A 25601-nucleotide genomic window follows, 5' to 3' on the forward strand; every position below is an offset into this window, starting at 1 on the left:
TTGGGAAGCAAAATCAATGAGATAAAATTGCAAAACTTACTCGCGTCGCAATTCGTTTTCCCACCGATCAGAAAAAGGCTGCCCATAGCTATTATGGACAGCCTTCCCGATCATTCGAACAAGGAATGATCTTGCAATGTACAAGTATTACTGGTTAGTCCGAGGGCGAATCTTGTACGTGCAGCGCTGCCCGCGTTCTGCAAGACATTCTGTACGCTCTACATCGCTATCTAGTAAATCTTGGAATAAGGCAAGTTCACATGCGCACGGTTCCTTATAATGCTGAGCAACCTGTGCAATTGGACAATTGTACTCATGCAGCAGCCAGCTGCCATCGTCCGCCTTCTCCGTCTCTACCATATAGCCGTTTGAATCTTGAATGTGACCAAGCGCTTCAACTCGTTCCTCCAAGTTTTTGCCTTGGACGAGCGGCACATATTTCTCCAGCATGGACTGTCTTCTTCCTTCGAATAATCGATGGACACTATTCTCATCCTGCCAAGATTCCATTTCCTGAAGCAGATCTAAAATCAGTTGATGATACTGCTTTGGGAACTGTTCATCTCCTGTATCCGACAAGCGATACATCTGCAAGGGACGTCCCATCTGCTGTCGAACCATTTCCGTATCCAGCATGTGTTCCTGCTGCATGGCATATAGGTGTCGTCTTACTCCCATTTCTGTCATTTCCAGCTGCTTGGCAAGCTGGGCAACAGACATAGCCCCATTGGTTTTGAGTAAGCTCATAATCTCTTCACGTGTGGATGATTTGCGTACTGGTTGCTTCATGTAACCACCTTAACCTTGGTTGTCATCGTACCGTCATTGTAACGCATCACTTCCTTACAGACAACAACCTTGCCCCAGTTGAAGGCAGGAATCATTTCAACGCAAGTTCCTTACTTACAAATTGACGGACAGACTGAGCAAATTCCGGCAGCCACTTAGGCAGGTGTGCAAGCTGCGAATGAATGGAATCTCTCTCCCATATCATGTACTCCTGAACCAGCGGTCTGCGCAAAGACACTAGCTGAAGCAATGTCGCATGGAGCTGTGGCGATACAACCTGCTCTTGTGCGATAATTTCCACAATATCCTCGTAGCTGCTTGCATCACGCATTAGAAAACCGTCTATGAGCAAGCTGCCTACATCTGTGATGATCTCGATCGCGATATGAAGCGCCCGCTCCTGTGCATAAGAGTAGTGCAAGCTTCCATCCCATTTCACCATAATCTGTTCAACAGTCTCTATCAGTTGTGGTATAAAATCAAGCCGCTGCTCAATCTGCTCCATGTTCACATAGTACATTCGTTAGCCCTCCCCTGTGATGGTCTAGCTCGGAAGCGGTGTTGCGATACCATTCTCGAACAGGCCTGGTATCTTTCCCGCTTCTACTACATTCGGCATATGTAACCAATCTCCTGTTCCCTGTATGCAACATGAAAAAAAGGAGCTTGTCAGCCCCTTCTCTCAACTGAAACGTATTATTCTACAATAAGAACCGACTTCATATCATCGTGGCCTGTTCCACACATGACCGAACACAAAATCTCATACTTGCCCGGTTTTTCAAATACAACGTCCTTCTCCATTTGGCCATCTTGCAGATTAATGCCCAATTCCTTAATTTCAGCACCATGCAACCCGGATTTGTTCACAAGCTTCATGCGAACCTTATCCCCGGCCTTCACTTTATACTCCGGTTGGTCGAACTTAAAATCACTTGTAGCGATAAGTTTAACGAGAGTGACTCCCTCAGGAGCTGCCTCCTCGACCTCCGGCTTTGGCATATTGAACAGCATCAACCCAGCGGCAAGCAGGCACGCGATGCTGAACAAAATGAACATAGCCCATTTCTGCATAACTGTTCTACGCCCCTTTGTCAGTTACATTCATCACTTCTCATATTACAAAATCTTTCCTATTTCTCTCAATACCTTCTTGCAAATTTCGGAAGCAAATTTTGTAATTGTGACAATTCATTGAACAACAGACATCTACGGCAACCCTATAAAAATAGGAAGAGAACCAAGTATTATGCCTGAAGCTGGTCATTCAATTCACGTAATTCACTAGGCGACATTTGGAAGTGATCTTTAAATAATCGATTGAAGTTGGACAGGTTGCGGAAGCCGCTTTCAGCGGCGATTTCGATAATTTTCTCTGTCGAAGAAGTTAATAGCTGAGCCGCATAGGCCAATCGTAGTCTGATCAGATAATCGAGTGGAGATGTGCCTAACGTCTGCTGGAATAATGCACTGAATCGGGAAGGACTTAGGTGGGCCAAGTCGGAGAGTTTCTTCAGCGTCCACGGATAAGCTAGCTGACTTTCCATGACGCGAATCACCTCTTTAATTGTCTGTACTCCTCTAGATGGCGATGGTGAAAATGCAGCGTGCGGCCTGCTTGCATATCTGTTGATCAGCGTAAAAAAGCGTATGTATTGGGCTTGAACAATTGTTGCAAACCCAGCTTCTCTTTGATCGAGTTCATTCTTTATGTCCATTAGCATATCAGACAACAGGCCGCATTGCAGCAAAGACCGCTGCAGGACATGCGGTACGGCTTGTCCAATATGATGGAGATAGGAACTCGTCTCCTGGCCCCACCATGAATTGAGTTGGATAGACACTTCAAAATGAAATGCTTCCATCAGAAGCTGATCTGTCCCGCACACCCGATGCAATTGCTGTGGCGGGATGAGCACAATGTCACCCTGTTGAATCGTATACGTTGTCCCGTTGATGATACAAAGGCCGCTGCCTCCGGCTACATAATTGATTTTCCAATGCGAATGCCAATGTGCCAGTGTTAATTTCGGATGATTGCCCTGCACCATCTTCTCAATTTTAGGTATCATAAACTCCTTCTGCCCTGTATCTACTTCAAATAAAGTATTAACGGGCGATTGTACAGCGGTATACCGTTTCATATAAACATGAACCTCCTGTCATCCTACCATGAATATAGAGGTGAACATTGGTCAAGATTATGAAAAGACTTATTTGCGCTTGGATGAATCGGATAGGCTCTCAGCAAGCTTGGACACTCTTTCCTCCTGTTTCATCGTCATTCGCGCAAGAATGGAGTTAATCTCCGTTTGCAACTCGTTTCTTTTGGCAATGAGTTCGCTTAGCTGCTTGAATTCTGAGTTGTCGTCATGCATGGTTCCATCCTCCAATTAGGTCGTAAAGTCAATCGCTCACTATATGTATCACCATCTGTGAGGCAAATGAAAATGATTAATTTTGGGAATATGGATTTTCTCTGGATCGTGAAGAAATAAATTGACAAACGAGCCCAAACAACATAATATGTTACTTGCAAAAAATTTAAGGATGCAGGTGAAGCCAACGTGACCTATGAACCGATTGTAAAGGAAAAAACGTTAATCGAACGCAACGATGCCGATAACCTTTATCAAGTAAAAGTAAAATTGCAGGATGGTACGCTATGCCGCGTCTTTTATAATCACGGTGCCAAGCATGTTAGCAGACTGCTTACTATTCCATGCCCGATTTGCCGCAAAGACTTTATTTGCAAATGCATGAGTCGCTTCGCAGACCAGCTTGACGAACAAATCAACTTGCCTGAACTGCTGGCTAAGTAGTCGCACAACGATGCAACCGTTCGAACTCGTTTACTGAATATAAGCAGCATACAAGCTCTCTATTCGCCTATTGCGAAAAGGGAGTTTTTTGTTTGATCTCCATCACTGCTTTCCCCTCGTACTAGCTCCTCGCTCCAACCTAATTATACCATTTATTTGTTGTGAAATTAGACAAGCTCTCAATATTTTTAAGTTTTTTTTAATTTAGCTGCACTTGCCATTTTGGACTGAATTACAAGAAACCGCTGAGAATCATCAGAACATTAATCCATGTATGCCAAATCACGACGGGAATGATACTTTTGGATTTGATCGTAATTCCTCCGAAATACAACCCTCCCAGTGCAAAGGCGATGCAAATGCCCCAAGAGAATCCAAGGGAATAATGCTGTAAACCAAACCCTGCGCTGGTCACAATTACCGCCCACTTATCACCTAATTGTTCGGAGAACCGACTAAGAAGCACCCCTCGCCAGATGATCTCCTCCAACACGTTTATGATAGAAAAAGCAAGCGTGAATAACCAAATTCCTTGCACGTTGCCCCATCCGTTTCGAATAACAAATGGCATAAAAGCTAAAGAAACCGCAGCAATTGCGATAAGTAAGAAAACGTTAACTTTTGACTGACGGAAGCCTGACCAAATAAATGGTATCCCTATCTGCTCGTTCCAATGCGGTTTTTTCGCATACAGCATGAAAGGTAATTTTTGAACAAACGCCATGACAAGCAAGGGAATGATGATACAAATCAATGACAATCTGTTTAGAAAGATATGCCATTCTTTGGGCTTCAAATCGAGGATCCAACTTGAGTTTATGAATAGATAAATAGCAAATCCGACACCCAAACCTATCGTTGTCAGAAGAAATGGCCGCATTGGCTTGTAAATGAAAAGCAATCCGGTACAACCTCCCCACAAACACATCAATACGTAGTTATGCGTTTGGAGGGAGATAAGAAGTGACCCAACTAAGAACAGACAAGCTAAATTTCGAAGTAACGTGAAATTCATTCTTTATCCTCCTTATGGATTAGACGAACGTGGAATTACGCTGAAAGGTACTCAAGTGTCCATATTATCGGGGAACTCCATACATATACTGGATTATTGTGAGAGGATGTGAGAAATGACATGGGTATGAAGGAAATGGGCTTTGCAGATCGCGTAATCTTTATTCTCGGATTAACCTTAGCCGGTGTACTGACATTTGTCCTTCTGGTCGGAGTCATTGTTGCAGTATTAAAATTTTATATGGACAAAAAGGAACGAGCCATTCAGGTTCAACCAGATCCAATGCTAAAAGATGATCCTAGGCCACCTTTGGAAAGCGTTTCGACGCCTAAGCATTTATCTGAAGATAAAGTATTGCAGGTTAATGATGAGCAAGAAAGACCACCGAATTAGGTAATTTTAGAGAGGAGATGACTCATTTGGCAACGAGTAATCAAGGAATGTCAAAGTTCTTTAGTCATATGAAGAATGGATTTCTACATTTCGCAAATACCTATTCTGTAGCAGTAAAAAGCGGCGCGAATGTGGCAGGAAAGCAAATTATTGAAGCGATGGAGGAATTGAATCAGCCATCTGATATTTCTGCTGGAAAGCTGATCGCAGCCGTTAAAATTGGTGTACAACATGCCAGTGAACATATGGTGAATTCAGGTACGGAATTCGTTGAACACATGAAAAACAGTCAAAAAAAGCAATAAGGAGAGAAATTAACATCCATCATTTTAATACAATTAAATAAAAAGGTTTTCTGTTTCATGTTTTCTCCTCTTGGTTGATGAACTTACGTTATTGACCAGAGGTTTTTTTGAGTTGGGCGCGCATTTGCGCTGTTGAGTACAGTTTGAATGATTGAAAAAACGGAGGACCACTCCCTTTAACAAAATAAGGAAGGAGTCCCTTTTTCATTTTATTTATAACTCTTTTATTATTCCTTGTCTTTTTCTTTTGCTTTTGCTTTTTCTTTTGCTTTCTGTTCTTTTTCTTGCTGTTTTTCAAGCTCTTTTTGTTCTTTTTCTTGCTGTTCCTTAAGCTCTTTTTGTTCTTTTGCTTTCTCTTCCGCTTGCTCTTTTTCTTTTTTCTTTGCTAGTTCCTCAAGTTCCTTCTTTTCTTTCCGTTTCTCTTTTTCTACTTTTTTCGCTTGTTTCTCAAGTCTAGCTTGCTCTTTCGCTTGTTCCTTTACCTCTTTTTTACTCGGTTTATGCTCTTTCATTTCTTCACTCATCTTTTATCCCTCCATTTTGGAATTGGTCAACCTTGTTTAAACGGTATCTGACAACTTCTGGATTAAAATATTCAAGCATATGAATTCCTGGCACTGACTGAAAAAAAATATCGTATCTCTTGTAAGGAATTTTACTGTGCCGTTCAGGGATTCGAAGATTGATTGGCTTTTGGAACAGATCAACAGCCTCTTCTTGACCCTTAAGCCCAGAGTCAACCACTTTTCTGTAGGATTGTAACCCCATCGAGCTGATTGATTTGCCAATTCCCTCTTGTTTGTGAGCAATTTTCTCAAATAAAGATTCTGGTACGTACTTTGAGTTCACAATGGCAATATTGTGAGAAACGATAAAATCACTTTTGTCGCTTATCAAAATCGATTCTCTCACATATAAAGGAGCGCCGGAGGACTCCGCTTGATGATCCGCATGTTCTTCTTTCAATTGCTCTTGCCGAATGACCGTTACACACATCTTTTCGTTCAACAAGGTTTCTAGCAAATCTGTCGTCCTTCCGTCTGTCACTAGCAACAAATCGAATATTAGTTTCTGCAAAAAGTCCAATGCCTCTCCCGCATGCCGCGAGCCCTTGCCATTGGTATCTGTCATACAGTTTCCTCCATTAGCCGTATGTCAGCTCGTGTTGAATTATAACCTGTGTACAGGAACTTCTGTTATGATAACCTGCTGTTAACGATAGAGACCGGAATCGCGGATCCCCTGCAAAAATTTGTGAAATTCATCAATATTCAACTGCTGCTTCGCATCAGAAAGTGCAACCCGCGGATTCGGATGCACCTCGACCATAATACCGTCTGCGCCAGCCGCTAGTGCTGCTTTCGCACATGGAAGCATAATGTCCTTTCGACCAGTGGCATGGGTAACATCTACGAGAACCGGAAGATGAGTTTCTTGTTTCAATATCGGAACAGCAGAAATATCAAGTGTATTGCGCGTCCATCTTTCATAGGTGCGAATTCCGCGCTCGATTAACATGACTTGGTTATTCCCGCTGGATAGCAAATATTCAGCCGCAAACACAAATTCCTCGAGTGTAGCGGAAAGGCCTCGTTTCAGCAGGACAGGCTTTTGGGTTTGGCCAACGGCTTTCAACAGATCGAAGTTATGCATGTTGCGGGCACCAATCTGAAAGATATCAATGTAACGAGCTGCCATGTCGATATGCATAGGGCTCATGATTTCACTTATCGTCACCATCCCCGTTTCATCAGCCACTTCCTTCATGATTTTCAACCCTGCTTCGCCAAGGCCTTGAAAATCATACGGTGATGTTCTCGGTTTGTACGCGCCTCCTCGTAAGACGGTAATGCCGGCGTTCCTCATCGCAGTAGCAACCGTTAGCAGTTGATCTCTGCTTTCAATTGAGCAGGGTCCAGCGACGATGACAGGCGAAGAACCGCCGATTTCGGCATGCTTGACTTGAATAATCGTATCCTCGCTCTTATGCCGGCGGCTAACAAGAAGCTTGCGCTCGGCTGGAGCCTCTTTTTTTATTTCGGACGCAAAAGTAAGGGTAGCAAGCTCATTCAGTAGTTGTTGGTTGCCAACTGGCTCCGCTTGTGAAATACCCTGCTTATTCTTTTCTTGAACGATTTGCGCAGCCATTCGTGCACGTTCGTTCATCAGATCGAGCAATTGTTGGTTAATTCCATCCCATTGCGTGATTAATTGTTTCCATCTGTCGCTCACAACGAGCACACCCCTCTTTTTCACAATTGACTGCAGCCTTTCCTTCACCAGACTTACACTTTATTTCGCTTCTGGATATATACCGGTTTGGTCGATGGCACGTTATTCACGAGCTCCACTCGATCAAGAAGCGTTGCGTCGGTAATGATTTGAAGGGTGACAGGCAAATGAAGCTTTTCAGATAATTGAGTTTGGATGTCCTCCCTACTCCATTGTCCAGCATCGTGCGAATCAAGAAGAACATACAAACCATCTTCTTGCTCCAATACCTTCCATGCATCTGGGGCAGGTGTCAACGAATAGACGGCCTCTTGGATATCATAAGCATCTAGAATGGTATCACCGATCACGATTCGATCCTTACTTCTGCCGTAATGCACCAACTTGCCCGTTACTCGCCCACAAGCACACCTGGAAGGTTCAAGGGAGATAATATCGTCATTAAAGTAACGCAACACCGGAGAAGCTTGATGAGAGAGTGTTGTGATTGCCGCAAACCCTCTTTCTCCTTGAGTAACAGGGCCCGAACCGTCTTCATGCAGCACTTCTACGTAAAAATCCCGTTCCACGATATGCATCGAGCCATACTCACACATGGTTGCAATATTCGCAGTTTCCGTCGAACCATACATATTAAAAACAGGTACACCCCACAGCCTTTCGATATGCTCTTTGCGTTTATCGCTCAATAACTCACCGGCAACGCAAATGGCCCTCAGCGCTGGAAAATCCTCGTTCACATCCAAACCAATGAGACGCGCCGCCTCGGCCAGAAGCTCCATCTCGCGCGGAAGTCCTGCCAATACTGTGACTTGCAGGCGCTTCATTAGACTTAATACTTTCGTGTATGGCGTAACTACCGTACGTCCGCTTGCAGGTACAACCCCCGCTCCTGTGTGCCAGGCAGCTTGCTGCATTAAGAAGGCGGGCAGCGCCAAGGCATACGGGAATCGAATCAATACAAGATCATCCGCTGTCAATCGGACTCCACACTCCTGCAGCTGTCTTCCGCCAACTCGGATGTCTTCTTGCGTGAACCAAGAAGCGGAAGGTTCTCCGGTTGTACCCGTAGATTCGTGGTATTGGGCAATCTTACTTATTTCGACAGCTAGGTGTCCGAAAGTGCCGGCATTCCGGAGATCTTCTTTCGTTGTCAATGGCAGTGTTTGAATGTGTTTCATTCCCATATTATCGATGTTATATTTCGCTAATCGATCCTTATATAGAGGGGATTTCGTTAGGCGTAGTAATAAATTCTTGAACTTCTCCTCCCGCTCCCTCTGAATATCGGTCATCAGGGCACCTCCTTTCAGCGTTACACGGCGCTTTGGGATGGCTAATGCAAATCCTTGGCCCCATGCTCCTAGCCGCCTTACGTGATGATTCGCGTTGCTTTGCCAAAAGTACGAGGAATATCGTGTCTGATTTCCACTTCGCAATCAATCCCGATCCGATCTGCCATATGCTTTCGAATTTTCGTTGCCAATTGCTCGTCTGTTAATTCCGTCCGGAACGGTTCGGCTTCAATTTTGAAAGATCCCTGATTCAATTTGAAGTGATACCACATACCCACATCTGGAATTTCCATCAAAAATTGTTCTAGTATGAACGGTGAGTAGTCTTCATCCCCTAATCGAATCATGTTCTCCATTCTTCCTCTCAAATGAAGAACGTCCATTGTGAGACCACAATCACATTTGGATTTCTGTAAATACCCGATATCCCCACTGCGGTAACGCACCATTGGCATGGCCTCGCGCAACAACGTCGTGACAACGATTTCTCCCGTCTTGCCGTAAGGGAGCTTTTCCAGCGTAATTGGATTAATAATTTCTACTTTTACATGTCCCTCCATCACGTGATAACCTTTGTGCTCACTGCATTCAACCGCAACGACGCCGCATTCGGTCGATCCGTAGAAGAAGGACACTTCACATCCCCACCATTTTTCCAAACGCTCACGGAATTTATAGGAGCAGCCTTCACCTGTAAGCACTATTTTTTTCAACCGTATATCTTCACCTATTTTGATGCCGAACCGCTCGCTTTCTTCGGCCAAAAGCGCCGCATAGGAGGGGGTCGTAGTCAGAACTGTAGCTTGGAACTCCTTCATCAACTCTAATGACTTATCGACGGGAGCCATGTAACCGCCTTTGCCAAGTGACAGCACCGCTGTTCCAAAAGCAAATTGAAACAACCGCTGAAATCCAAGTCCAGGCAAAGCAAATTCATAAGGCAAGGCGACAGCCACCACATCAACATCCGTTTCCTTAAACAATTCCAAATATTTAGGCAGCAAATCATAGACATACTGATCAGCTAAGGAGTACGAGGTATAAATAGGTTTGCCCGAAGTACCGCTCGTTAGGTGAACCTGACCGATTTCCTTTGGATCCAAGCATAAGATTTTCTGCTTATCGCCTCGGATGACGTCTTTATTCAAAAACGGTACCTTTGTTAATTGCTCCAGACTTTCAATTTCTGGCACTGTAAAGCCTGCCTCTTCCAGCTTTGAACGATAATATTCATTGCGGTTCCAAATATGAGTAAGTGTTGCGTTAATCGCTTTTAACTGATAATCTTCAATTTTTTGCCGAGGCAGCTTCTCAATGGTGATTCCATTCTCATCCAATTGTTCAAAAAAAGCTTTGAATTGTTCTAAATGGGATGTATGTTCGTCCACGGATACCTTCATTTTATGGGTTTGCGCTTTCATAAAGATCCTCCTAACCATTTTCAATCCAATCCTTCGGCATGTCATTCATCTAGCGTTCTCTCATGATTATTTGTAAGTAGTTGATCTGCTCGCCCTCCTAGTCACCCTAATATGAAATGCAAGCAAAGTCAGCCTTGACTCGGACAGCCGTATATCTTCTGAAAAGTGATTTTTTCATCCAATCATTGCAGTAGGGATTCACATATCGTAACAAGTATATAGCCCTTGAAATCATGAGAAGTTGACGTAGAGAAACTCGGCTTTCAAATAACGGCGAAGCAAATTGGAGGTGAGGTAAACTTGTCATCTGACAGCAATCCTGATAAACAATTCAAGATCGCAAAAAAGCTCCTTCAAGATGGGGTTGAAGGAGACAAAAAGGCAGCGAAAAGAGCGAATGAGAAGCTTGTAAAACTACGTGAGACCCAGCCTCATAATGCGCTTATTGAAGCCTATTACGGTAGTTCATTAGCCCTCTTATCACGTGATGCCGTTAACCTTGTTGAGAAAGAAGAAAAAGCACTAGAGAGTTTGGAGGCATTGAATCAAGCAGTTATATGGGATCCAAATGAAAAAGAAATTCGCTTTTTACGCGGAAGCGTCTGCCTGCATCTGCCGGAGTCTTATTTCTATTGTTCGAAAATAGCGATCGAGGACTTCACGTTCCTCCTTGACCGTTATCAACAAGGTTCAAATTACCTAACCCAAAAACAAGTCAGAGAAGTACTTCGAAAGCTGAGTAAAGCCTACCTAAATATCGGAAATCAGGTCAAATCGAATGAAATCTTACAGCTTCTTGCCTCCATGCATCCGAAGAAAAAAGATGATTAGAACCATGCAAGCGATCGATGTGATCATGCATGAATACAGAGAGGATGAATTTAGTGACAAACCTTAACCCCAGTGATATGGAAGGATCAAATTTGATTGAAACTTCTATATCAAGCGATGATCATGCGAATTCATTGACCGAAAGCAACCTAAATTCCGTGTCAGTTCCGGTGTCTACTCCACCTGACCCCTTTAATGAGAGATTCACCCTAGCTGTCCAACTTCATAAGGATGGCATAGCTGGCAATGCAGCGGCTGTTCAAGAAGCACATCAGATTTTAGAACAACTGCGTGTTGATTATCCAGATAATCCTCTTGTTGATGCTTACTATGGCAGCACAATGATATTGATTGCAAGGGATAAAACAGAGGCTTCTGATAAATTGAAATGGTCAAATCAAGGATTGAAAATACTCGATGATGCGGTAGCCGCCGACCCACACGACAGTACGATTCGACTGCTTCGCGGCAAGTCCTCTTACAATCTCCCAGAGAAATATTTTCATCGGACGAAGACGGTGATTGAAGACTTCACCCTCCTCCTCAATACACAATCTGATACGCTTGATACTGATACACAATTAGAACTCATCTATGAACTGGGTGAGGCTTGCACCAGGATAGGTCGAAACCAAGATGCGGCTGCGCACTTTAGAAGATTGCAGAGTCAAACACAAAATTCGGCATGGCAGCAGCTATCCAAGCAAAAACTGCAAGCGCTAGAAGGAAAACCGGCTTTTGAAAAAATACCAAACAACATTCCCACTACCCTATTGATTGAAGCTACTCGGACTGTAGGAAATGCCCTCCTTATCTGGATTAATAATGAAAAGAAGAAACAGATAGCCCAACAAAAAGCAAAAGAACGGGCTAAAAAACGGGCTTTACAAAAAGCGAAAGAAGAAGCGATTGAAAAAGCGAAAGAACGTGCGAAGAAAAAGGCTGAGGAAATGGCCTTAGAAAAAGAAAGAGAATTGATTTTAGAGAAAGAAAGACAAATGGCACTAGAGAAAGAAAGAGAAATGGCTTTAGAGAAAGAAAGACAAGTGGCAATAGAGGAACTAAGGAAAATGGCCTTAAAGAAATCAAAAGAAAAAGCTAAACCAAAAACTAAACTGATCACAAAGCGAAAAGGTAAACCGCTTGCTAAGTCAAAACCTAAACCTAAAGCTAAAGAAGTAGTAAAACCAAAATCAAGTCGAAATCAAAAAAACAAGGCCTACCGTACAGCCATTAGATAAGAAACATGTTCTCCTTCTAACCCCCCTTGATGTTAGTTGGTCAGTGCTAGCGATAAGTCGAATTCATATTAGACTTTACTTCAAGGGGGGATTAGCGTACTTTCGGAAGGAGGTGAGATACATGTCTGACAAACACAGCGAATTTTTCAAGAGTTTCCTTGAAACAGCTTTAAAAAGCGGCGCTAACAATTTCGGCAGACAACTTCTAAATGCAGTAAATGATGAAAACCAACCCGCTGAAATTATTTTAGGGAGAATCGCAACTGCCCTTAAGAGTGGTGCCGTAGCAACTGGCCAAGAAGTATTGCGAGCTCAACTTGATCAGCTTAAGAATTAACTTGAAACATATGGGATTCCCCCTATATTTCACACAAATAGACAGAGGTATTTGATAGGAGTTTCACGCAAATAGCCCCAAGTCTTGGAGGAGTTGTTGACAATGGGTTGAGGATCTAGTCCCCAGTCCAGCGAAGTCTTTGCAAAAACCTTATGTTTGTCAACAGCCCCAGAAGGCTTAGGGCTTTTTCATATTCTTACGGTTAACTCTATTTACCAAGATAAAAAATCAACAATTAGTTATGCCTGTCAGCTTGCACTCATATGTCTAATCCTTTTATAAAAATTAAGGGAAATGAAGTGCCCGGGCCATCGCCTCCATATAGCTCTGAGCGGCGCGTTGACTTACCTCCGCTTCTGGAACAAAAAATTCGAAAAGGTGGAAGCATCCGGGATATAAGTGAAATTCGACATTTACACCTGCTTGTGCAAGTCTTGTTACATATTCGATCGTTTCATCTCGGAACAGATCGAGCTGACCTACACATGTATAGGTTGGCGGCAGCCCTGCCAAGTTCTCCGCTATCGTCGGTACTGCATAGGGTGATATCCCGCTGGAATGGTTCTCCACGACAACACATCGAGCCGTCTGAACGAAGCGTTCATACAACTCGTCGTCCATATCAGGATGTCCCAGCACATATCCACCCCCGTGAATCCACAACATGGCTAGAAGCTTGTCATCATATCTCCTGCCAGGTTCATAAATTTTTACCAGTCTCTCCTGCAGCACCTCAAATTTTTCGACTGGTCGTGTTTACTTGCTTTGACCTTCTCACAGGAGGAACCGACACTAAATTTCTGCTCCACTCTAAATTTTCTTCCAATTGAAACCCTGGAAATTGTGATAACATTTCTGAACCGATCATTCCAGATAAATAAGTACAGAAATTTCCCATTCTTGATTGATCTTGCTGTCGAAGCTCGTTCGACGATGACTACCTTACTAGTTGAATGAGACGCCGTGCTCTCTCGCCTTTGGCTCCCTGCGCGCGGGCGAACCCGGGTTCGCTCCCCCCTGTTATACTCCATCAATGCAAAAAACACGACCCATAGGATCGTGTACGTTTGTTGATTTTGGTGGAGCCAAGGGGGATCGAACCCCTGACCTCTTCGCTGCCAGCGAAGCGCTCTCCCAGCTGAGCTATGGCCCCATATTTTTGTATGCCAAATTATTATACTACTTCAACTCATTTTCCTGCAAATTGCTACAATCGACCACAACGGCCTATATTTTAACAATTTTCAATCATTAGCGGGTAGTTAGTCATTATTTCTCACATTTTCTCCATATAACTTTCCATTTCATATGTAATGCAAATTCCACACGATTTATGGATACGTAAAGTACATTCCACTTCACGCAGCCTATTGTAGGCTGCGTTTTTGATTGAGCAAATATTCTGAATCCGTCCACAGACCGATCGATATACCATTCTTCGGAAGGTTTAATGAATTGAAAAACATTTTTACAATACAAATAGACAAAAACGAATTCAAATTCAACTCATCTAATCTTCAAATAAGGAGCATTGGAAATGAACAACAAATACAAAACAGCAGGTTCGAGCGCCAACGAATGGGCCGTTGAAGCCCTCGGGCTTATTAAAACGTTCGGAGACAATCGAGCTGTCGATGGCGTAGATCTGAACGTTCGTGCTGGCTCCATTTACGGCGTGCTTGGTCCGAATGGAGCAGGTAAAACGACGACGATTCGCATGCTTGCCACATTGCTGCGTCAGGATGCTGGAGAGGCACGAATATTTGGCCATGATGTAGTGAAAGAGTCTCACATTGTGCGTCAATTAATCGGCGTAACAGGACAATACGCATCGGTTGATGAATCGCTGAGTGCTACGGAAAACCTCATTATCTTCTCAAGGCTGCTCGGGCTAGGACGTGCAGAGGCGCGACGCAAGGCGGCTGACTTGTTAGAGGAATTCGGCCTGACGGAAGCTGCAAAACGGCCGTTGAAGCATTTCTCAGGAGGCATGCGCCGCCGGCTTGATTTGGCCGCCAGCCTAATTGCGCAGCCACCGCTCATTTTTCTGGATGAACCAACAACAGGTCTTGATCCGCGAACGCGATCGCAAATGTGGGATACGATTCGCCGCTTAGTAGACACGGGGTCAACGGTGCTTCTCACGACGCAGTACCTTGATGAGGCGGATCAATTGGCGGATCGAATCGCGGTTATCGACCACGGCAAGGTTGTCGCTGAAGGAACAGTTGATGAACTAAAATCCTCGGTCGGCACCTCGTCCTTGCATTTGAGAGTCCAAGAAGAAAAAGACAGCGCAGAGGTCCGCCATATCGTGGAACAAGTGCTCAAAGTCCGTTCCAATGTAAATGCCGAGGCCGGAAAAGTTACAGCACCTATGACGGATGCGGATCAGGTGACCGATCTGTTGATCGCACTTCGTGCGAGGGGGATTCATCTGTCCGAGCTCAGTGTACAGAAGCCTACCCTTGACGAAGTATTCCTAACGATCACAGGACATAGCGCAGAAGACAGCGCAAGAGAAAATCATGTGCAAATGGACAGCGCAATCAAGGAGGAAAGAGCATGAACCAGGTATCTGTAAGCATAAAAAATGGACGCCCTTTAAAAAACTACACTGGCTTCTGCCAGGCACTTCGCAATTCGTTAACGATGGCCTATCGCGGGTTGCTCAAAATAAAGCGTACTCCCGAGCAATTGTTTGATGTAACCATTCAGCCCATTTTATTTACCATCATGTTTACGTATATATTTGGCGGCGCAATTTCAGGTAATGTACACGACTACTTACCGATCATTATCCCCGGCATTCTTGTTCAGACAGTCATCACGAGTGCTGTCGCCACTGGTGTCCAATTGCGCGAAGATATGGATAAGGGTGTATTCGACCGCTTTAAGTCACTTCCGATCGCGCGTATTGCGCCTTTGGCGGGAGCCCTTCTGGCGGATACGATCCGTTTCGCTATTGCGACCGTACTCACCTTTGTCATGGGCTACTTAATGGGCTATCACCCAGTCGGAGGCTTGGGTTATGTCGCAATCGCCGGCTTGCTTGTCATTGCGTGCTCCTGGGCAGTCAGTTGGATTTTTGCCTTTTTCGGCGTCATTGCTCGTACAGCCGCAAGCGTACAAGGAATTGCCATGATGGTGCTGTTCCCACTCACCTTTCTCTCCAATGCATACGTACCGGTTAATACAATGCCAGATTGGCTTCAATGGTTTGCTAACATTAACCCAATCACCCATTTAGTAAGTGCTGTACGAGAGCTCGCCAATCAAGGTACGATCGGCATTGAATTTGGCCTCACTCTCCTTTGCGCTATGGTCATCGTAGCTATCTTCGCCCCACTCACCGTTCGCGCTTATATGCGCCGCACCTAAATTTCAAATAAGAAGCCCTCAACAATTTGGGTAACTGAAAAAACATCTGAACACGTAAATGTAAACATGTACGGTAAGGTGCAGAGAACTAAATCCCTGCTCCTTATCGCATGATACGGGAAATGGAAGTATTCCTAACAGAGTCATACTACACCCTTAGCAGAAAAGGGAATATCCTTGAATATCCACGGATAATCCCCATAATTCAATTTTACGAATCTGCTGAAGAGGTCTATACTTAGGGTGTGTTAAGGAACAAGGCATTTCACAACAGCTTCGTTCAATCGGGATGCTTCAATCCCCCTTGAACCCAGTTCTCATATGGGTTCTTAGCTCAGTTGGTAGAGCAGTTGACTCTTAATCATCAGGTCGAGGGTTCGAACCCCTCAGAACCCACCAATTATGTGATCAAAACGGCAGAAATGCCGTTTTTTTGTTGCATTCTTTTCATTTTCCGCTTACCAAACATTGATTCTCCTAATGGAATCTTGCATCCCATGTCCCCTCCCCCTAAGATTCTGCTGTTCATCGGAAATTTCACATTACATTAAGGTTACATAGAATCTGGATTAAGTTTGCTCATATATTCTGATGATGCACGAAAATGATACAGAGGAGAGAGCAAACAATGAATATGTTTTCCAAGCGCGTGACGACCATTGCACTGACCATCATCGTAGTAACCGGCTTGCTTAGCGGTACGGGTACATTATCGAAAGTATCGGCGGCAGCATCCGTAAACATAGGCCCACAAGACCCCAAAGAAGTTGAGCAATTTGCCGATGAATTTTTTAGCCGTCCAGAAATTAAGGACAGTATGGCAGGAGCTGCGTTTGTCGTCGTCAAGGGTGACAAGGTGCTGTTGAAGAAAGGTTACGGCTATGCAGATGTGGGTAAAAAGCTGCCGGTCGATCCGGATCGAACCGTATTCCGCGTAGCTTCGATTTCCAAGGTGATCACCGCTACAGCCGTGATGCAATTGGCAGAGCAGGGTAAAATTGATTTGAACAAAGAGTTGTCTGCATACCTGGGAGATATTAAAATCCCTAATAAGACTGGATATCCCCTAACTACGAAGCATTTACTAACGAATTCGACCGGATTCGAATTCGGAGACGGCTCAGAATTATCAACCGACGATTTAACGCGAGAAGTATCTATCAAGCAATATGTGTCGGACAATACGCCTACGGTGATCCGCAAGCCTGGCGAGTACTACCGCTATGACAATCTAGGCTTTACCATTCAAGGTTACATCGTAGAGCAAGTGAGCAAACAGCCATTTAGCACATACGTGCAGGAGCATATTTTTAAACCGCTAGGTATGACAAACAGCGAATTCCGCTTAACCTCGGACATCACGAAACACCTGGCCGTTCCATATAACGTAATGGGAGATGCAATTCCCACCTACGCAACGGTTCCGACGGAGCTTCCAAGCGGCGGCATGCTCTCTACTGGCGCTGATATGGCCAACTTTATGCTCGCCCATCTAAACGGCGGCAAGCTAGGAGATGCAACGATTCTTAAAAAAGAAACGGCAGCGGAAATGCATAAGCCTCAGCTAGCCATACATAAGAAGCTGCCGAACATGGCATACGGCTTCGAATACGCCAATCGGCAGCATAACAACGGACATTATATGATTGAGAAAGCCGGGGACATGGCTGGGTATCACAGCAATATGTGGTTGATTCCTAATGAAAAGGTCGGTTTTTTCGTCACGGTAAATAAGGATGTTGAGTTCCGCAAGGAATTGTTGAAAGCATTCATGGATCATTATTACCCGAAGAAAGATGGCGCCCAGGCTCCTCATGAGCAAGCGAAACAATCGTTGGCAGCTTTCGAGGGCATGTACAGCGACTTGCGAAATCGGATGTGGACCTCGCGTGTTCGTACTGAGAACGGCAAGCTTATCGTGAAAGATCCGCTTGGAGAGCATGTGCTCCATGAAATCGAGCCCCTGCTTTTCCAAGATGAACAAGGCGTAAAAGCTGCATTCAAGTTAAATGACAATGGCGAAGTACAGGCATTTTATTACGACCTGAAATCAGATAGTTGGGCCGAAAAATTAGCAGCACCGCAGCATTATCAGGATATCAGTGACGACCATCCGTATGCTCGGTATATCTATCACTTGCGCCAATTGAAAGTCATTGATGACAATAGCGGCGACAACCGCTTTCAGCCTGAGCAAGCAATTACCCGGGAACAGTTTATCGGTTGGTTTATCCGATGGCTTGGAGTGTCTCCATCCAAGAGCAAGCCTGCTTTCATAGATATATCCGATAGTGCGTTTGCTAAAGAAATACAAGCTGCGTATGAGTTTGGCGTCATTCAAAAGCCTGAAAGCGGCAAATTTCATCCGCGGGAATTGTTGACGCGCCAGGAAGCTGCAACTATTATATGGCGTATGGCATTCAACCACGTGGGTACCGGACCGAAAAAAGCACGGCTCGGCGGCTCCACCGATTCTTGGGCGCGGGAAGGCGTTCAGTTCGTCATCGCCAAACAATTATTTGGTCCTGAAGTTGTCCAAAGGAAAGACGGGACGTTCGACTATCGATCCAAGCAGCCGATGCTGAAGCAAGAAGCGGCAGGATTGCTATCTACATTCGCCGACAATCTATTCTAATTCAGCACAACTCCCGATCAATCTGCGTTAAGCCGCATGTTGATCGGGAGTTAATTGTTGCATACATAGAGGTGGACAAAAAATGAAAATCATACTCATCATAGACGACGAAGCCGAAATTCGGGAATTGCTGACCATCTATTTGACCAACCACGGCTATGCTACGATTACAGCCGGGAACGGTGTCGAAGCTATGACTATCTTGCAGGAGCAGCCCGTCGATTTGGTCATAGCCGATATTATGATGCCGCAAATGGATGGCTTGGAATTACTTAAAAAAACGCGGCAGAATTCGCAAATTCCGTTTCTCTTTATTTCTGCCAAATCCGACGATATGGACAAAATTTATGGCTTGCAGCTCGGGGCGGACGATTACGTGGGCAAGCCCTTCAACCCACTCGAAGTCGTCAGCCGCGTTCAAGCGCTGTTCAGGAGAATTGATTCCCATTCGAAGCCTGATAAACAGGAACAAGAATGTATCGAAATTGGAGATGTAAGGCTGAATATAAGAAGCTGCCAACTGTTCAAGTCCGGTATCCAAAAGGAATTGACATCATACGAGTTCAAGATTTTGGAGCTCCTTATGAGAGAGGCTGGCAGAGTGTTGACCAAAGCGCATATTTATGAGCAGGTGTGGGGCGAGGAATACATCGGAGACGAAAATTTAATTATGGTGTATATAAGCAAAATTCGCGAGAAAATTGAAGATAATCCGAGAAAGCCTATCTATCTCATTACAATTAGGGGGTTAGGCTACCGTTTTGAAAAAAGCAAATAATCTCTCCGGTCGACGTCCCTTGAAACGGGTGTTTTTTCGAAATTATGCAGTGATCTGCATCCTGATGATAGCAGCGATCATTGTATCTCTCCTTAGCACGAACCTTTTTATGAGGCGGTATATAGATGAATTGGTCGTTGCTAAAATTAATGGAACGGATATTTATCGATACCCTTTCCATAACATCAGCGATCATTTACTGGACAAGTACGGCGGCTGGTTCGAAATCGTGAATGAGTCAGGCGAGATCATTTTTGTCAAAGGAAACAAAGAGGACGACATCATGCATTACGAGGACGGCCAAATGTATGCCAAAATGGATGCGGAGCGCAACGATGATTCAATCTTCTATCATGCTTACCAAGCAAAAGGACCGGACGGCGAATCTTATGTATTGCTGTGGAAAATTCCTGAGCGATTATTGAAATTATCAACTGCGACAACGATCTTTGCTGCAATATTAGCTATTTTATTATTTATCCTGCTTTACTTTTACGCCCGCTATTCGGTTAGACAAGTGAAAAAGCCGCTGCGGCAAATCGTAGAAGGCATCAAGGAGATGGAACGCTTCAATTACACGAAGCGGCTCCATTATTCAGCCGAACAGGAATTCGCGGAAATACAAGATGCGTTTAACGGCATGGCTGAACGTTTGCAGCTTACTTCTGCCGAGAAGGAAACCGCCGAGAACAATAAGCGGAACATGCTGCTTCATCTGTCGCATGACTTGAAGACGCCGATTACTTCGATTTACGGTTATTCGCAGCTTCTGTTGGACAATCAGGCATTGGAAGATAAAGATATCCGCAAGTATATTCAATACATTTACGATAAGTCAGCTTATATGGCCAATTTGATTAAAGACTTATTTGAACTGGCGAAGCTGGATGACAAGCACACGGAATTGAGCAAAGAGAAAGTAAACATTACGAAATGGTTCCAGCAGCTCGTGGTGGAATTTTATCCAGAAATAGAAGAGAAGGGATTTGAGCTTGAAGCACGTATCCAGGAGGAACCGCTCTATGTCAAGATAGATAAGATTCATATGAGCCGCGTCATCACTAACTTAATTAGCAATGCACTGCGATATAATCCAACGGGAACGGTGCTTTATGTGTCATGCGAACGACTGGATAGACATGTTATTTTGCGGATCGGAGATGACGGCATTGGCGTTCAGGAGCCGATCAAGGAGCATATTTTCGAAGAATTCATTCGCGGTGATGGCCCGATTAAAGACAGTACAGGCTTAGGTCTCGCCATTTGCAAAAAAATTATAACGCTCCATGAAGGCACGATTGAACTAACGCAGGATCAGCGGTATTCTACCTTGTTCCAAATCACGCTGACCATTATGGAGGACTAGCTGCGCGCTAAACGCCGCTGCCCTTTTGCAGCAAACCCGGCATTTCATTCTTATGAGCATCTATTCCCCACTATATCACTCTTAGATTTCCGCAACGCTCACATCATCGACTGCAGATAGAACGGCGAGTAATAATCACCTTGCTCCATGATCCTCTTTACAATCCGATCATCCAGTGTATAATGTAAGCAGTCAAGCATATGAACAACGGAACAACTGCATAGTGATATCGAACACTAGGGGTGCTGTCACAAGCTGAGAGACAGCGGCAACGCTGTTAACCCTTATAACCCGAACTAGATAATACTAGCGTGGGGAAGTGTAGTCGACTGATTGATATAAGCGGTGGCTTCACCATGCACGTCTTTGCATGAAGCCACGCCGTAATCTTGTATCCTCAAGCGCAACTGCACCGACTCACGGTGCAGTTTTTTTGTTGTCTGCTGGCCCATATATTAATTTGCCAAGGAGGATATAAGTCATGAATCATTTATCTTGCGGTACGAGCCGCATCGTTGGTTGCCGCTTTTCCATTTATCCGATGAGCGATCGCTTTGTCGACATTATTTTGGGAGCGCTGCGAAATACGGACATGTCCAAGGTATGGTCCCATTCCGACGATGTCAGCACTTGGGTGCGTGGACGGAGCGAGCATGTATTCGATGTCGTACAGTCCGTTTTCTTGCATAGTGCTGCTGGCGGTGAACATGCCGTGCTGAATGCAACTTTCTCCATTGGCTGTCCAGGAGACACGCAGGGAGACGCCTTCATGAGTAAGGACGATATGCGAATGAATGCTGAACGCAATCAAGCGATTCCACTCCAGGTCGCTGCCCATTTTGCACTTTACCCGCTCGGGACGCCCGATTATATGGATACCATTTATGAAATTATCGGTCTAGCGAAGGAAGAAGGAACATTCGATGAGAGTGCACACTATGCGAGCCGCCTGGAAGGAGAAGCACAGCGAGTATTCGCTACACTCGAACATGCCTTCAATCGCGCACAAAAAACAGATAAGTCCCATGTCGTAATGACAACCACCATTTCTGCCAATAGTCCTTCAACAAAGTAATTGCTGCAGAGGAATTTTGCAACCTGCAATCTCAACGGACTCATCTGATCATCATACAAAGAAAAGAGGAATGTTCATGAATATGCGAAACAGCCAATGGAAATTGCGGGATATTGTCGTTCTCAGCTCACTGTCTGTCGTGTTTGCCGTCATTTATCTGCTCTTCTTGCAAATCGGCAATGTGCTTGTGGGCTTTATGGGGCCGATGGGCTATGAAGTGATTTTCGGCATTTGGTTCATCGTATCGATCATTGCCACCTATATTATTCGCAAGCCAGGGTCTGCTGTCATTTCGGAAACGGTCGCTGGATTGGTTGAGGTGCTCATCGGGAATGCGGTAGGCCCTATTTTAATCGTCTCTGCCTTGATTCAAGGGTTGGGAGCAGAAGCCGTATTTGCCGCAACAAGATACCGTAATTTTTCGACCAAGGTACTCATGCTTGCCGGTGTTGGTTCTGCTGTGTTCAGTTTCGCTTGGGGCTATTTCCGAAGCGGGTACGCAGCTTATTCGCTGGGACTAATCCTTGCGATGCTCTTGGTTCGCTGCATAAGCGGTGCAGTCATTTCCGGTCTCTTAGGAAAATCGATTGGTGATGCATTAGCCAATACAGGCGTACTCCGGAGCTTCCCAATTGCAAAGGGGCAGCGATAACATGACGAGCACATTGCTTCTACCTAATGAGCAAGCATCTCCAGCAACGAGGGAAGATGATATAGAACCGCACCCTAATATAGCGATTGCCGCCTTGAATGTGTCCTTCGCCTTCGAGCATGAAAGCGAGCCGATCTTATCAGGAATTGAATGCTCTATTATGGATGGAGAGACCGTACTGCTGCTCGGGCCAAGCGGATGTGGAAAAAGCTCGCTGGCTTTCTGTCTTTCCGGACTGTATCCCTATGCTATCGACAGCTTTGTGGAGGGCTCTATACAAGTATACGGCAAGCCAATTGAGCAATATGGTTCAGGCGAGGTTGCCCAGATCATCGGCATCGTATTTCAAGATTTCGAAAGCCAGTTCTGTATGCTGCGAGTGGAAGAAGAGGTTGCTTTCTGTCTCGAAAATCGCAATTGTCCTCGTACGGATATGGAGCCAATCATTTACGAGGTGCTGGAGAAGGTTGGCCTGCTCGGATGGCGCCAAGCTTACATTCATGAGCTGTCCGGTGGTATGAAGCAGAAGCTTGCGCTCGCCTGTGCCCTCGCACTTCGTGTGAAAATGCTTGTGCTGGACGAGCCGACCTCGAACCTTGATCCGTATACAAGGCGTCAGTTCGCCGCACTTATCACCGAGCTGGCGCAGAAGGAAGGGGTTTCCTTGCTGATTATTGAACATCAGTTGGATGACTGGATCGGGTTTGCGGATCGCTTGCTTGTCATGAATGAACGAGGAGAGCTCGCATTCGATGGGCTGCCTGCTGCCTATTTTGAGCAGCACGCCGCTGAGGCCAAATCACATGGCATCTGGCTTCCCCAAGCCTTCGAGCTGCAACGTACCCTTCAACAGACCGTATCCTCCTACTGCTCAGCTTCGGGGCTGACTCATTATCCTGCATTAACCGACGATGAGCTGCTGAATATGTTATTGCCTCTTTCTGCAGAGATCCAGAAGGCAGCGGTGCGTATATTGACACCAGCAAAGCCGAAGCCTTCTCAGCAGCAGCGCCGGACAGTTCTGAAAGCGGAGGGGCTTGCCTATCAGCGCCAAGGGAGATCGATTATTCATAACGCGTCGCTTACCCTGTACGAGGGGGAGTGGGCAGCGCTTGTTGGCCCGAATGGAGCCGGCAAGTCTACCCTTGCCTCCCTTCTGTCCGGATTGACTCAGCCGAGTGATGGACATATTCTGCTGCAAGATCTGCCTCTTCATCGTTATGCTGAAAGAGAGCTGCGGGCGCACATTGGCTATGTATTTCAAAATCCAGAGCATCAGTTCATAACAGATACCGTGTTCGATGAGATTGCATTTGGAATGCGGATGCAGCATGTAGAGGAAGAAGAAGTGAACACCAGAGTCGCGGAAGCATTGGCACGGTTCCGTTTAAGCAAGGTTGCGAAGGCGAACCCATTCTCCATCAGCCAAGGCCAGAAGCGCAGACTCAGCGTAGCTTCCGTCCTTACGGACAGCCAGCAGCTCTTGCTATGCGATGAGCCCACATATGGACAAGATGCTTATACATCCAAGCAGTTGATGGATATGCTGCAAATGCGTGTGCAAGCCGGGGCAACCGTCCTAATGATTACACATGATATGGAATGGGTTCAAGCGTATGCAGACCGTGTTATCGTTCTGGATCAAGGACACATTCGCTATGACGGCTGCCCTTCCGAATTGTGGACGAAACACCCGGAGCTTGTGGAAGCCTGTCATTTGCGAATGCCTATGAATTTCGCGATAGCGGAACAGTTGCAGGCGCTAATTTCTGCAAGGAAGGAAGTGGAGGGGCAGTGATTCTACGAGAATGGAATCCCAGCATCAAGGGATTGGCCATCATTGTGGCAGTTATTATGCTGTCGCTAACATTCGATCCGGTTACACCGCTCGCAGCACTTGGCTATATTATTCTTTTTACCTTCACATTAGGACGCATATCTTGGCGCAAATGGCTGCTCAGCTTCTCTCCCTTTCTCATTATGGGGATTGGCTACGTCTGGACAGCCCTCGTCTTCCCGCGTGCAGCCGATCCAGCTTCGAGCACGATCCTCTGGCATTGGGGCTCGCTCATCATTACCGCAGCGACGTTCCAGCAAGCTGTATCACTTGGTTTACGAGTGCTTATTTTCTCAGCCTTGTCGCTTATATTCATTTTGACGACTGATCCGGTGCGCTTCATGCTCAGCCTAATGCAGCAGTGCAAGCTTCCCCCGAAATGGGCTTATGGCATATTGGCAGGCTATCGCTTCCTCCCCTTCTTCAAGGAAGAGCTGCGCATCCTTCAGCACGCTCACCGAATGCGAGGCATTGAACGGGCTCAAGGCTGGAAAAATAAGCTGCGCGCCTGGAAGCGTTACGCCATTCCTCTGCTTGCTTCTGCCATACGCAAGTCAGAGCGCGTAGCAGCCGCAATGATATCCAAGGGCTTTACGGGAAGGCGCGATCGAACGTATTATACCCAGCTTCGCGTCACTTGGAAGGATTGGCTATTATTTGGCTTACTGCTGAGCGGGATCGCTCTTTGCTACCTGTTATCTTGGAAGCTTGGGTTTGTACAATGGTATCAAGGACAGTTGTGACACAGTTTGACACCCTTTTCTCGTATCGCGCATAACATAATGAAGCACACTTTGTGTTTCCTTTATCTAGCGAAAAGGAGGTCGTTCTATGCCTAAAAAGATTACGCCGAAAAAAACCGTTCCGAAGAAGATATCCTCCCATTACACAAAAAGCGTAAAATACTTAAAAAAATTCGTGAAAATCAAGGATAAAAAGGGGAATATCTATACGGGCACCATCGTAAAGGTAGATAAAAAAAGAGTGTATTTGAAAGTCAATTCCGTCAAGCATGCCGGTAAAGTACACACCTCATTTATCCCGTTTATTTTGCCGCTGGTACTGTTTGACCTGTTAGCCATTGTGCTGCTTGATACGCGTCGAGGATGGCTGTTTTAAAAGCTTTCTACCCCCTTAACGATCCTTAAAAATAATCATATCTTATCATTTCGAGTATTTCGTTTGGACATACACGA

General features: G+C 45.2%; 27 protein-coding genes, 2 tRNA genes, 1 pseudogene and 1 riboswitch. Of the genes and pseudogenes, 17 read left to right on the forward strand and 13 right to left on the reverse strand.

The window, feature by feature from the left end; all coding sequences use genetic code 11:
- Positions 1-147: 147 nt before the first annotated feature.
- The 5 genes from NO352_RS15160 to NO352_RS15180 all read right to left on the reverse strand — a co-directional run bounded on the left by NO352_RS15160 (position 148) and on the right by NO352_RS15180 (position 3167).
- Positions 148-789: a helix-turn-helix transcriptional regulator gene (locus tag NO352_RS15160; RefSeq protein WP_005545979.1), complete on the reverse strand. Its 642-nt coding sequence runs from the start codon at positions 787-789 to the stop codon at positions 148-150.
- 91 nt (positions 790-880) lie between these two features.
- Entirely contained in the window at positions 881-1309 is a 429-nt protein-coding gene (locus NO352_RS15165; protein ID WP_005545974.1) for a DUF86 domain-containing protein, read from the reverse strand.
- A 176-nt stretch (positions 1310-1485) separates the two neighbouring features.
- The gene (locus NO352_RS15170) at positions 1486-1863 is read right to left on the reverse strand and encodes a cupredoxin domain-containing protein (protein ID WP_005545973.1); all 378 of its coding nucleotides are present in this window, start codon (positions 1861-1863) and stop codon (positions 1486-1488) included.
- A 173-nt stretch (positions 1864-2036) separates the two neighbouring features.
- Positions 2037-2933, reverse strand: coding sequence for a helix-turn-helix domain-containing protein (locus NO352_RS15175; protein WP_268622369.1), 897 nt, complete (start codon positions 2931-2933; stop codon positions 2037-2039).
- A 69-nt stretch (positions 2934-3002) separates the two neighbouring features.
- Complete coding sequence (locus NO352_RS15180) at positions 3003-3167, reverse strand: hypothetical protein (RefSeq protein ID WP_005545969.1); 165 nt, start codon at positions 3165-3167, stop codon at positions 3003-3005.
- Between the two features lie 189 nt (positions 3168-3356).
- Here NO352_RS15180 and NO352_RS15185 point away from each other — a divergent pair, with 189 nt between their 5' ends.
- Positions 3357-3611 carry a hypothetical protein gene (locus NO352_RS15185; RefSeq protein WP_021253290.1) on the forward strand — a complete coding sequence of 85 codons (255 nt, stop codon included), beginning with the start codon at positions 3357-3359 and terminating at the stop codon, positions 3609-3611.
- Between the two features lie 232 nt (positions 3612-3843).
- On the opposite strand, the gene NO352_RS15190 is transcribed toward NO352_RS15185, so the two are convergent.
- Entirely contained in the window at positions 3844-4626 is a 783-nt protein-coding gene (locus NO352_RS15190; RefSeq protein ID WP_163979029.1) for a CPBP family intramembrane glutamic endopeptidase, read from the reverse strand.
- 120 nt (positions 4627-4746) lie between these two features.
- On the opposite strand from NO352_RS15190, the gene NO352_RS15195 reads away from it, so the two are divergent.
- Together NO352_RS15195 and NO352_RS15200 are read left to right on the forward strand one after the other, a co-directional pair.
- Positions 4747-5019: a hypothetical protein gene (locus tag NO352_RS15195; protein WP_268598848.1), complete on the forward strand. Its 273-nt coding sequence runs from the start codon at positions 4747-4749 to the stop codon at positions 5017-5019.
- Positions 5020-5036: 17 nt separating this feature from the next.
- Positions 5037-5324 (forward strand): hypothetical protein, encoded by a 288-nt coding sequence (locus tag NO352_RS15200; protein WP_268594595.1) that lies wholly within the window; start codon positions 5037-5039, stop codon positions 5322-5324.
- A 227-nt stretch (positions 5325-5551) separates the two neighbouring features.
- Here the strand turns inward: NO352_RS15200 and NO352_RS15205 are convergent, their stop codons facing one another.
- From NO352_RS15205 to NO352_RS15225, 5 genes are all read right to left on the reverse strand, one after another.
- A complete protein-coding gene (locus NO352_RS15205; protein WP_289356033.1) occupies positions 5552-5848 on the reverse strand; it encodes a hypothetical protein in 297 nt (98 codons plus the stop codon).
- A complete protein-coding gene (locus NO352_RS15210; RefSeq protein ID WP_289356034.1) occupies positions 5841-6455 on the reverse strand; it encodes a chorismate pyruvate-lyase family protein in 615 nt (204 codons plus the stop codon). The genes NO352_RS15205 and NO352_RS15210 overlap by 8 nt, the downstream gene beginning before the upstream one ends.
- Before the next feature lie 81 nt (positions 6456-6536).
- Positions 6537-7556, reverse strand: a complete 1020-nt coding sequence (locus NO352_RS15215) for a bifunctional 3-deoxy-7-phosphoheptulonate synthase/chorismate mutase (RefSeq protein ID WP_289356035.1) — start codon at positions 7554-7556, stop codon at positions 6537-6539.
- A 53-nt stretch (positions 7557-7609) separates the two neighbouring features.
- Positions 7610-8851 (reverse strand): phenylacetate--CoA ligase family protein, encoded by a 1242-nt coding sequence (locus NO352_RS15220; protein WP_289356036.1) that lies wholly within the window; start codon positions 8849-8851, stop codon positions 7610-7612.
- A gap of 77 nt (positions 8852-8928) precedes the next feature.
- The gene (locus NO352_RS15225; RefSeq protein WP_005545952.1) at positions 8929-10272 is read right to left on the reverse strand and encodes a phenylacetate--CoA ligase family protein; all 1344 of its coding nucleotides are present in this window, start codon (positions 10270-10272) and stop codon (positions 8929-8931) included.
- A 300-nt stretch (positions 10273-10572) separates the two neighbouring features.
- Between NO352_RS15225 and NO352_RS15230 the strand changes: the two genes are divergently transcribed.
- From NO352_RS15230 to NO352_RS15240, 3 genes are all read left to right on the forward strand, one after another.
- On the forward strand, positions 10573-11103 hold the full coding sequence (locus tag NO352_RS15230) for a hypothetical protein (protein ID WP_262866549.1): 531 nt from the start codon (positions 10573-10575) through the stop codon (positions 11101-11103).
- 53 nt (positions 11104-11156) lie between these two features.
- Positions 11157-12344 carry a hypothetical protein gene (locus NO352_RS15235; RefSeq protein WP_289356037.1) on the forward strand — a complete coding sequence of 396 codons (1188 nt, stop codon included), beginning with the start codon at positions 11157-11159 and terminating at the stop codon, positions 12342-12344.
- Positions 12345-12465: 121 nt separating this feature from the next.
- The gene (locus NO352_RS15240) at positions 12466-12681 is read left to right on the forward strand and encodes a hypothetical protein (RefSeq protein ID WP_262866547.1); all 216 of its coding nucleotides are present in this window, start codon (positions 12466-12468) and stop codon (positions 12679-12681) included.
- Positions 12682-12966: 285 nt separating this feature from the next.
- Here NO352_RS15240 and NO352_RS15245 read toward each other — a convergent pair.
- Both NO352_RS15245 and NO352_RS15250 read right to left on the reverse strand, forming a co-directional pair.
- Positions 12967-13549, reverse strand: a pseudogene (locus NO352_RS15245) (alpha/beta hydrolase).
- A 209-nt stretch (positions 13550-13758) separates the two neighbouring features.
- Positions 13759-13834, reverse strand: a tRNA-Ala gene (locus NO352_RS15250).
- 384 nt (positions 13835-14218) lie between these two features.
- Between NO352_RS15250 and NO352_RS15255 the strand changes: the two genes are divergently transcribed.
- The 11 genes from NO352_RS15255 to NO352_RS15305 all read left to right on the forward strand — a co-directional run bounded on the left by NO352_RS15255 (position 14219) and on the right by NO352_RS15305 (position 25524).
- Positions 14219-15250 carry an ATP-binding cassette domain-containing protein gene (locus tag NO352_RS15255; RefSeq protein WP_289356038.1) on the forward strand — a complete coding sequence of 344 codons (1032 nt, stop codon included), beginning with the start codon at positions 14219-14221 and terminating at the stop codon, positions 15248-15250.
- Positions 15247-16062, forward strand: a complete 816-nt coding sequence (locus tag NO352_RS15260; protein WP_289356039.1) for an ABC transporter permease — start codon at positions 15247-15249, stop codon at positions 16060-16062. The genes NO352_RS15255 and NO352_RS15260 overlap by 4 nt, the downstream gene beginning before the upstream one ends.
- 323 nt (positions 16063-16385) lie before the next feature.
- Positions 16386-16461, forward strand: a tRNA-Lys gene (locus tag NO352_RS15265).
- 229 nt (positions 16462-16690) lie between these two features.
- Positions 16691-18697 carry a serine hydrolase domain-containing protein gene (locus NO352_RS15270; protein WP_289356040.1) on the forward strand — a complete coding sequence of 669 codons (2007 nt, stop codon included), beginning with the start codon at positions 16691-16693 and terminating at the stop codon, positions 18695-18697.
- An 82-nt stretch (positions 18698-18779) separates the two neighbouring features.
- A complete protein-coding gene (locus tag NO352_RS15275) occupies positions 18780-19475 on the forward strand; it encodes a response regulator transcription factor (protein WP_268594657.1) in 696 nt (231 codons plus the stop codon).
- Entirely contained in the window at positions 19459-20841 is a 1383-nt protein-coding gene (locus NO352_RS15280) for a HAMP domain-containing sensor histidine kinase (protein WP_289356041.1), read from the forward strand. Before NO352_RS15275 ends, NO352_RS15280 begins: the two co-directional genes overlap by 17 nt.
- Positions 20842-21069: 228 nt before the next feature.
- A riboswitch (TPP riboswitch) is annotated at positions 21070-21176 on the forward strand.
- Positions 21177-21322: 146 nt separating this feature from the next.
- Positions 21323-21916: a YkoF family thiamine/hydroxymethylpyrimidine-binding protein gene (locus tag NO352_RS15285; RefSeq protein ID WP_289356042.1), complete on the forward strand. Its 594-nt coding sequence runs from the start codon at positions 21323-21325 to the stop codon at positions 21914-21916.
- A gap of 76 nt (positions 21917-21992) precedes the next feature.
- On the forward strand, positions 21993-22568 hold the full coding sequence (locus NO352_RS15290) for an ECF transporter S component (RefSeq protein ID WP_483311843.1): 576 nt from the start codon (positions 21993-21995) through the stop codon (positions 22566-22568).
- Position 22569: 1 nt separating this feature from the next.
- The gene (locus NO352_RS15295) at positions 22570-24366 is read left to right on the forward strand and encodes an ABC transporter ATP-binding protein (RefSeq protein ID WP_289356043.1); all 1797 of its coding nucleotides are present in this window, start codon (positions 22570-22572) and stop codon (positions 24364-24366) included.
- Entirely contained in the window at positions 24363-25148 is a 786-nt protein-coding gene (locus NO352_RS15300; RefSeq protein WP_005551579.1) for an energy-coupling factor transporter transmembrane component T family protein, read from the forward strand. Before NO352_RS15295 ends, NO352_RS15300 begins: the two co-directional genes overlap by 4 nt.
- Positions 25149-25236: 88 nt before the next feature.
- Entirely contained in the window at positions 25237-25524 is a 288-nt protein-coding gene (locus tag NO352_RS15305) for a hypothetical protein (protein ID WP_005551581.1), read from the forward strand.
- Positions 25525-25601: the final 77 nt, after the last annotated feature.

The organism is Paenibacillus sp. S-12, from assembly GCF_030363895.1.
Lineage (GTDB): Bacteria > Bacillota > Bacilli > Paenibacillales > Paenibacillaceae > Paenibacillus_B > Paenibacillus_B alvei.

What these genes read in the sequence shown, in the direction of transcription:
- NO352_RS15160 (WP_005545979.1), bottom strand. Translation starts at nt 789, where the DNA reads ATGAAGCAACCAGTACGCAAATCATCCACACGTGAAGAGATTATGAGC.
- NO352_RS15165 (WP_005545974.1), bottom strand. Translation starts at nt 1,309, where the DNA reads ATGTACTATGTGAACATGGAGCAGATTGAGCAGCGGCTTGATTTTATA.
- NO352_RS15170 (WP_005545973.1), bottom strand. Translation starts at nt 1,863, where the DNA reads ATGCAGAAATGGGCTATGTTCATTTTGTTCAGCATCGCGTGCCTGCTT.
- NO352_RS15175 (WP_268622369.1), bottom strand. Translation starts at nt 2,933, where the DNA reads ATGAAACGGTATACCGCTGTACAATCGCCCGTTAATACTTTATTTGAA.
- NO352_RS15180 (WP_005545969.1), bottom strand. Translation starts at nt 3,167, where the DNA reads ATGCATGACGACAACTCAGAATTCAAGCAGCTAAGCGAACTCATTGCC.
- NO352_RS15190 (WP_163979029.1), bottom strand. Translation starts at nt 4,626, where the DNA reads ATGAATTTCACGTTACTTCGAAATTTAGCTTGTCTGTTCTTAGTTGGG.
- NO352_RS15195 (WP_268598848.1), top strand. Translation starts at nt 4,747, where the DNA reads ATGGGTATGAAGGAAATGGGCTTTGCAGATCGCGTAATCTTTATTCTC.
- NO352_RS15200 (WP_268594595.1), top strand. Translation starts at nt 5,037, where the DNA reads ATGACTCATTTGGCAACGAGTAATCAAGGAATGTCAAAGTTCTTTAGT.
- NO352_RS15205 (WP_289356033.1), bottom strand. Translation starts at nt 5,848, where the DNA reads ATGAGTGAAGAAATGAAAGAGCATAAACCGAGTAAAAAAGAGGTAAAG.
- NO352_RS15210 (WP_289356034.1), bottom strand. Translation starts at nt 6,455, where the DNA reads ATGACAGATACCAATGGCAAGGGCTCGCGGCATGCGGGAGAGGCATTG.
- NO352_RS15220 (WP_289356036.1), bottom strand. Translation starts at nt 8,851, where the DNA reads ATGACCGATATTCAGAGGGAGCGGGAGGAGAAGTTCAAGAATTTATTA.
- NO352_RS15225 (WP_005545952.1), bottom strand. Translation starts at nt 10,272, where the DNA reads ATGAAAGCGCAAACCCATAAAATGAAGGTATCCGTGGACGAACATACA.
- NO352_RS15240 (WP_262866547.1), top strand. Translation starts at nt 12,466, where the DNA reads ATGTCTGACAAACACAGCGAATTTTTCAAGAGTTTCCTTGAAACAGCT.
- NO352_RS15255 (WP_289356038.1), top strand. Translation starts at nt 14,219, where the DNA reads ATGAACAACAAATACAAAACAGCAGGTTCGAGCGCCAACGAATGGGCC.
- NO352_RS15260 (WP_289356039.1), top strand. Translation starts at nt 15,247, where the DNA reads ATGAACCAGGTATCTGTAAGCATAAAAAATGGACGCCCTTTAAAAAAC.
- NO352_RS15270 (WP_289356040.1), top strand. Translation starts at nt 16,691, where the DNA reads ATGAATATGTTTTCCAAGCGCGTGACGACCATTGCACTGACCATCATC.
- NO352_RS15275 (WP_268594657.1), top strand. Translation starts at nt 18,780, where the DNA reads ATGAAAATCATACTCATCATAGACGACGAAGCCGAAATTCGGGAATTG.
- NO352_RS15285 (WP_289356042.1), top strand. Translation starts at nt 21,323, where the DNA reads ATGAATCATTTATCTTGCGGTACGAGCCGCATCGTTGGTTGCCGCTTT.
- NO352_RS15290 (WP_483311843.1), top strand. Translation starts at nt 21,993, where the DNA reads ATGAATATGCGAAACAGCCAATGGAAATTGCGGGATATTGTCGTTCTC.
- NO352_RS15295 (WP_289356043.1), top strand. Translation starts at nt 22,570, where the DNA reads ATGACGAGCACATTGCTTCTACCTAATGAGCAAGCATCTCCAGCAACG.
- NO352_RS15305 (WP_005551581.1), top strand. Translation starts at nt 25,237, where the DNA reads ATGCCTAAAAAGATTACGCCGAAAAAAACCGTTCCGAAGAAGATATCC.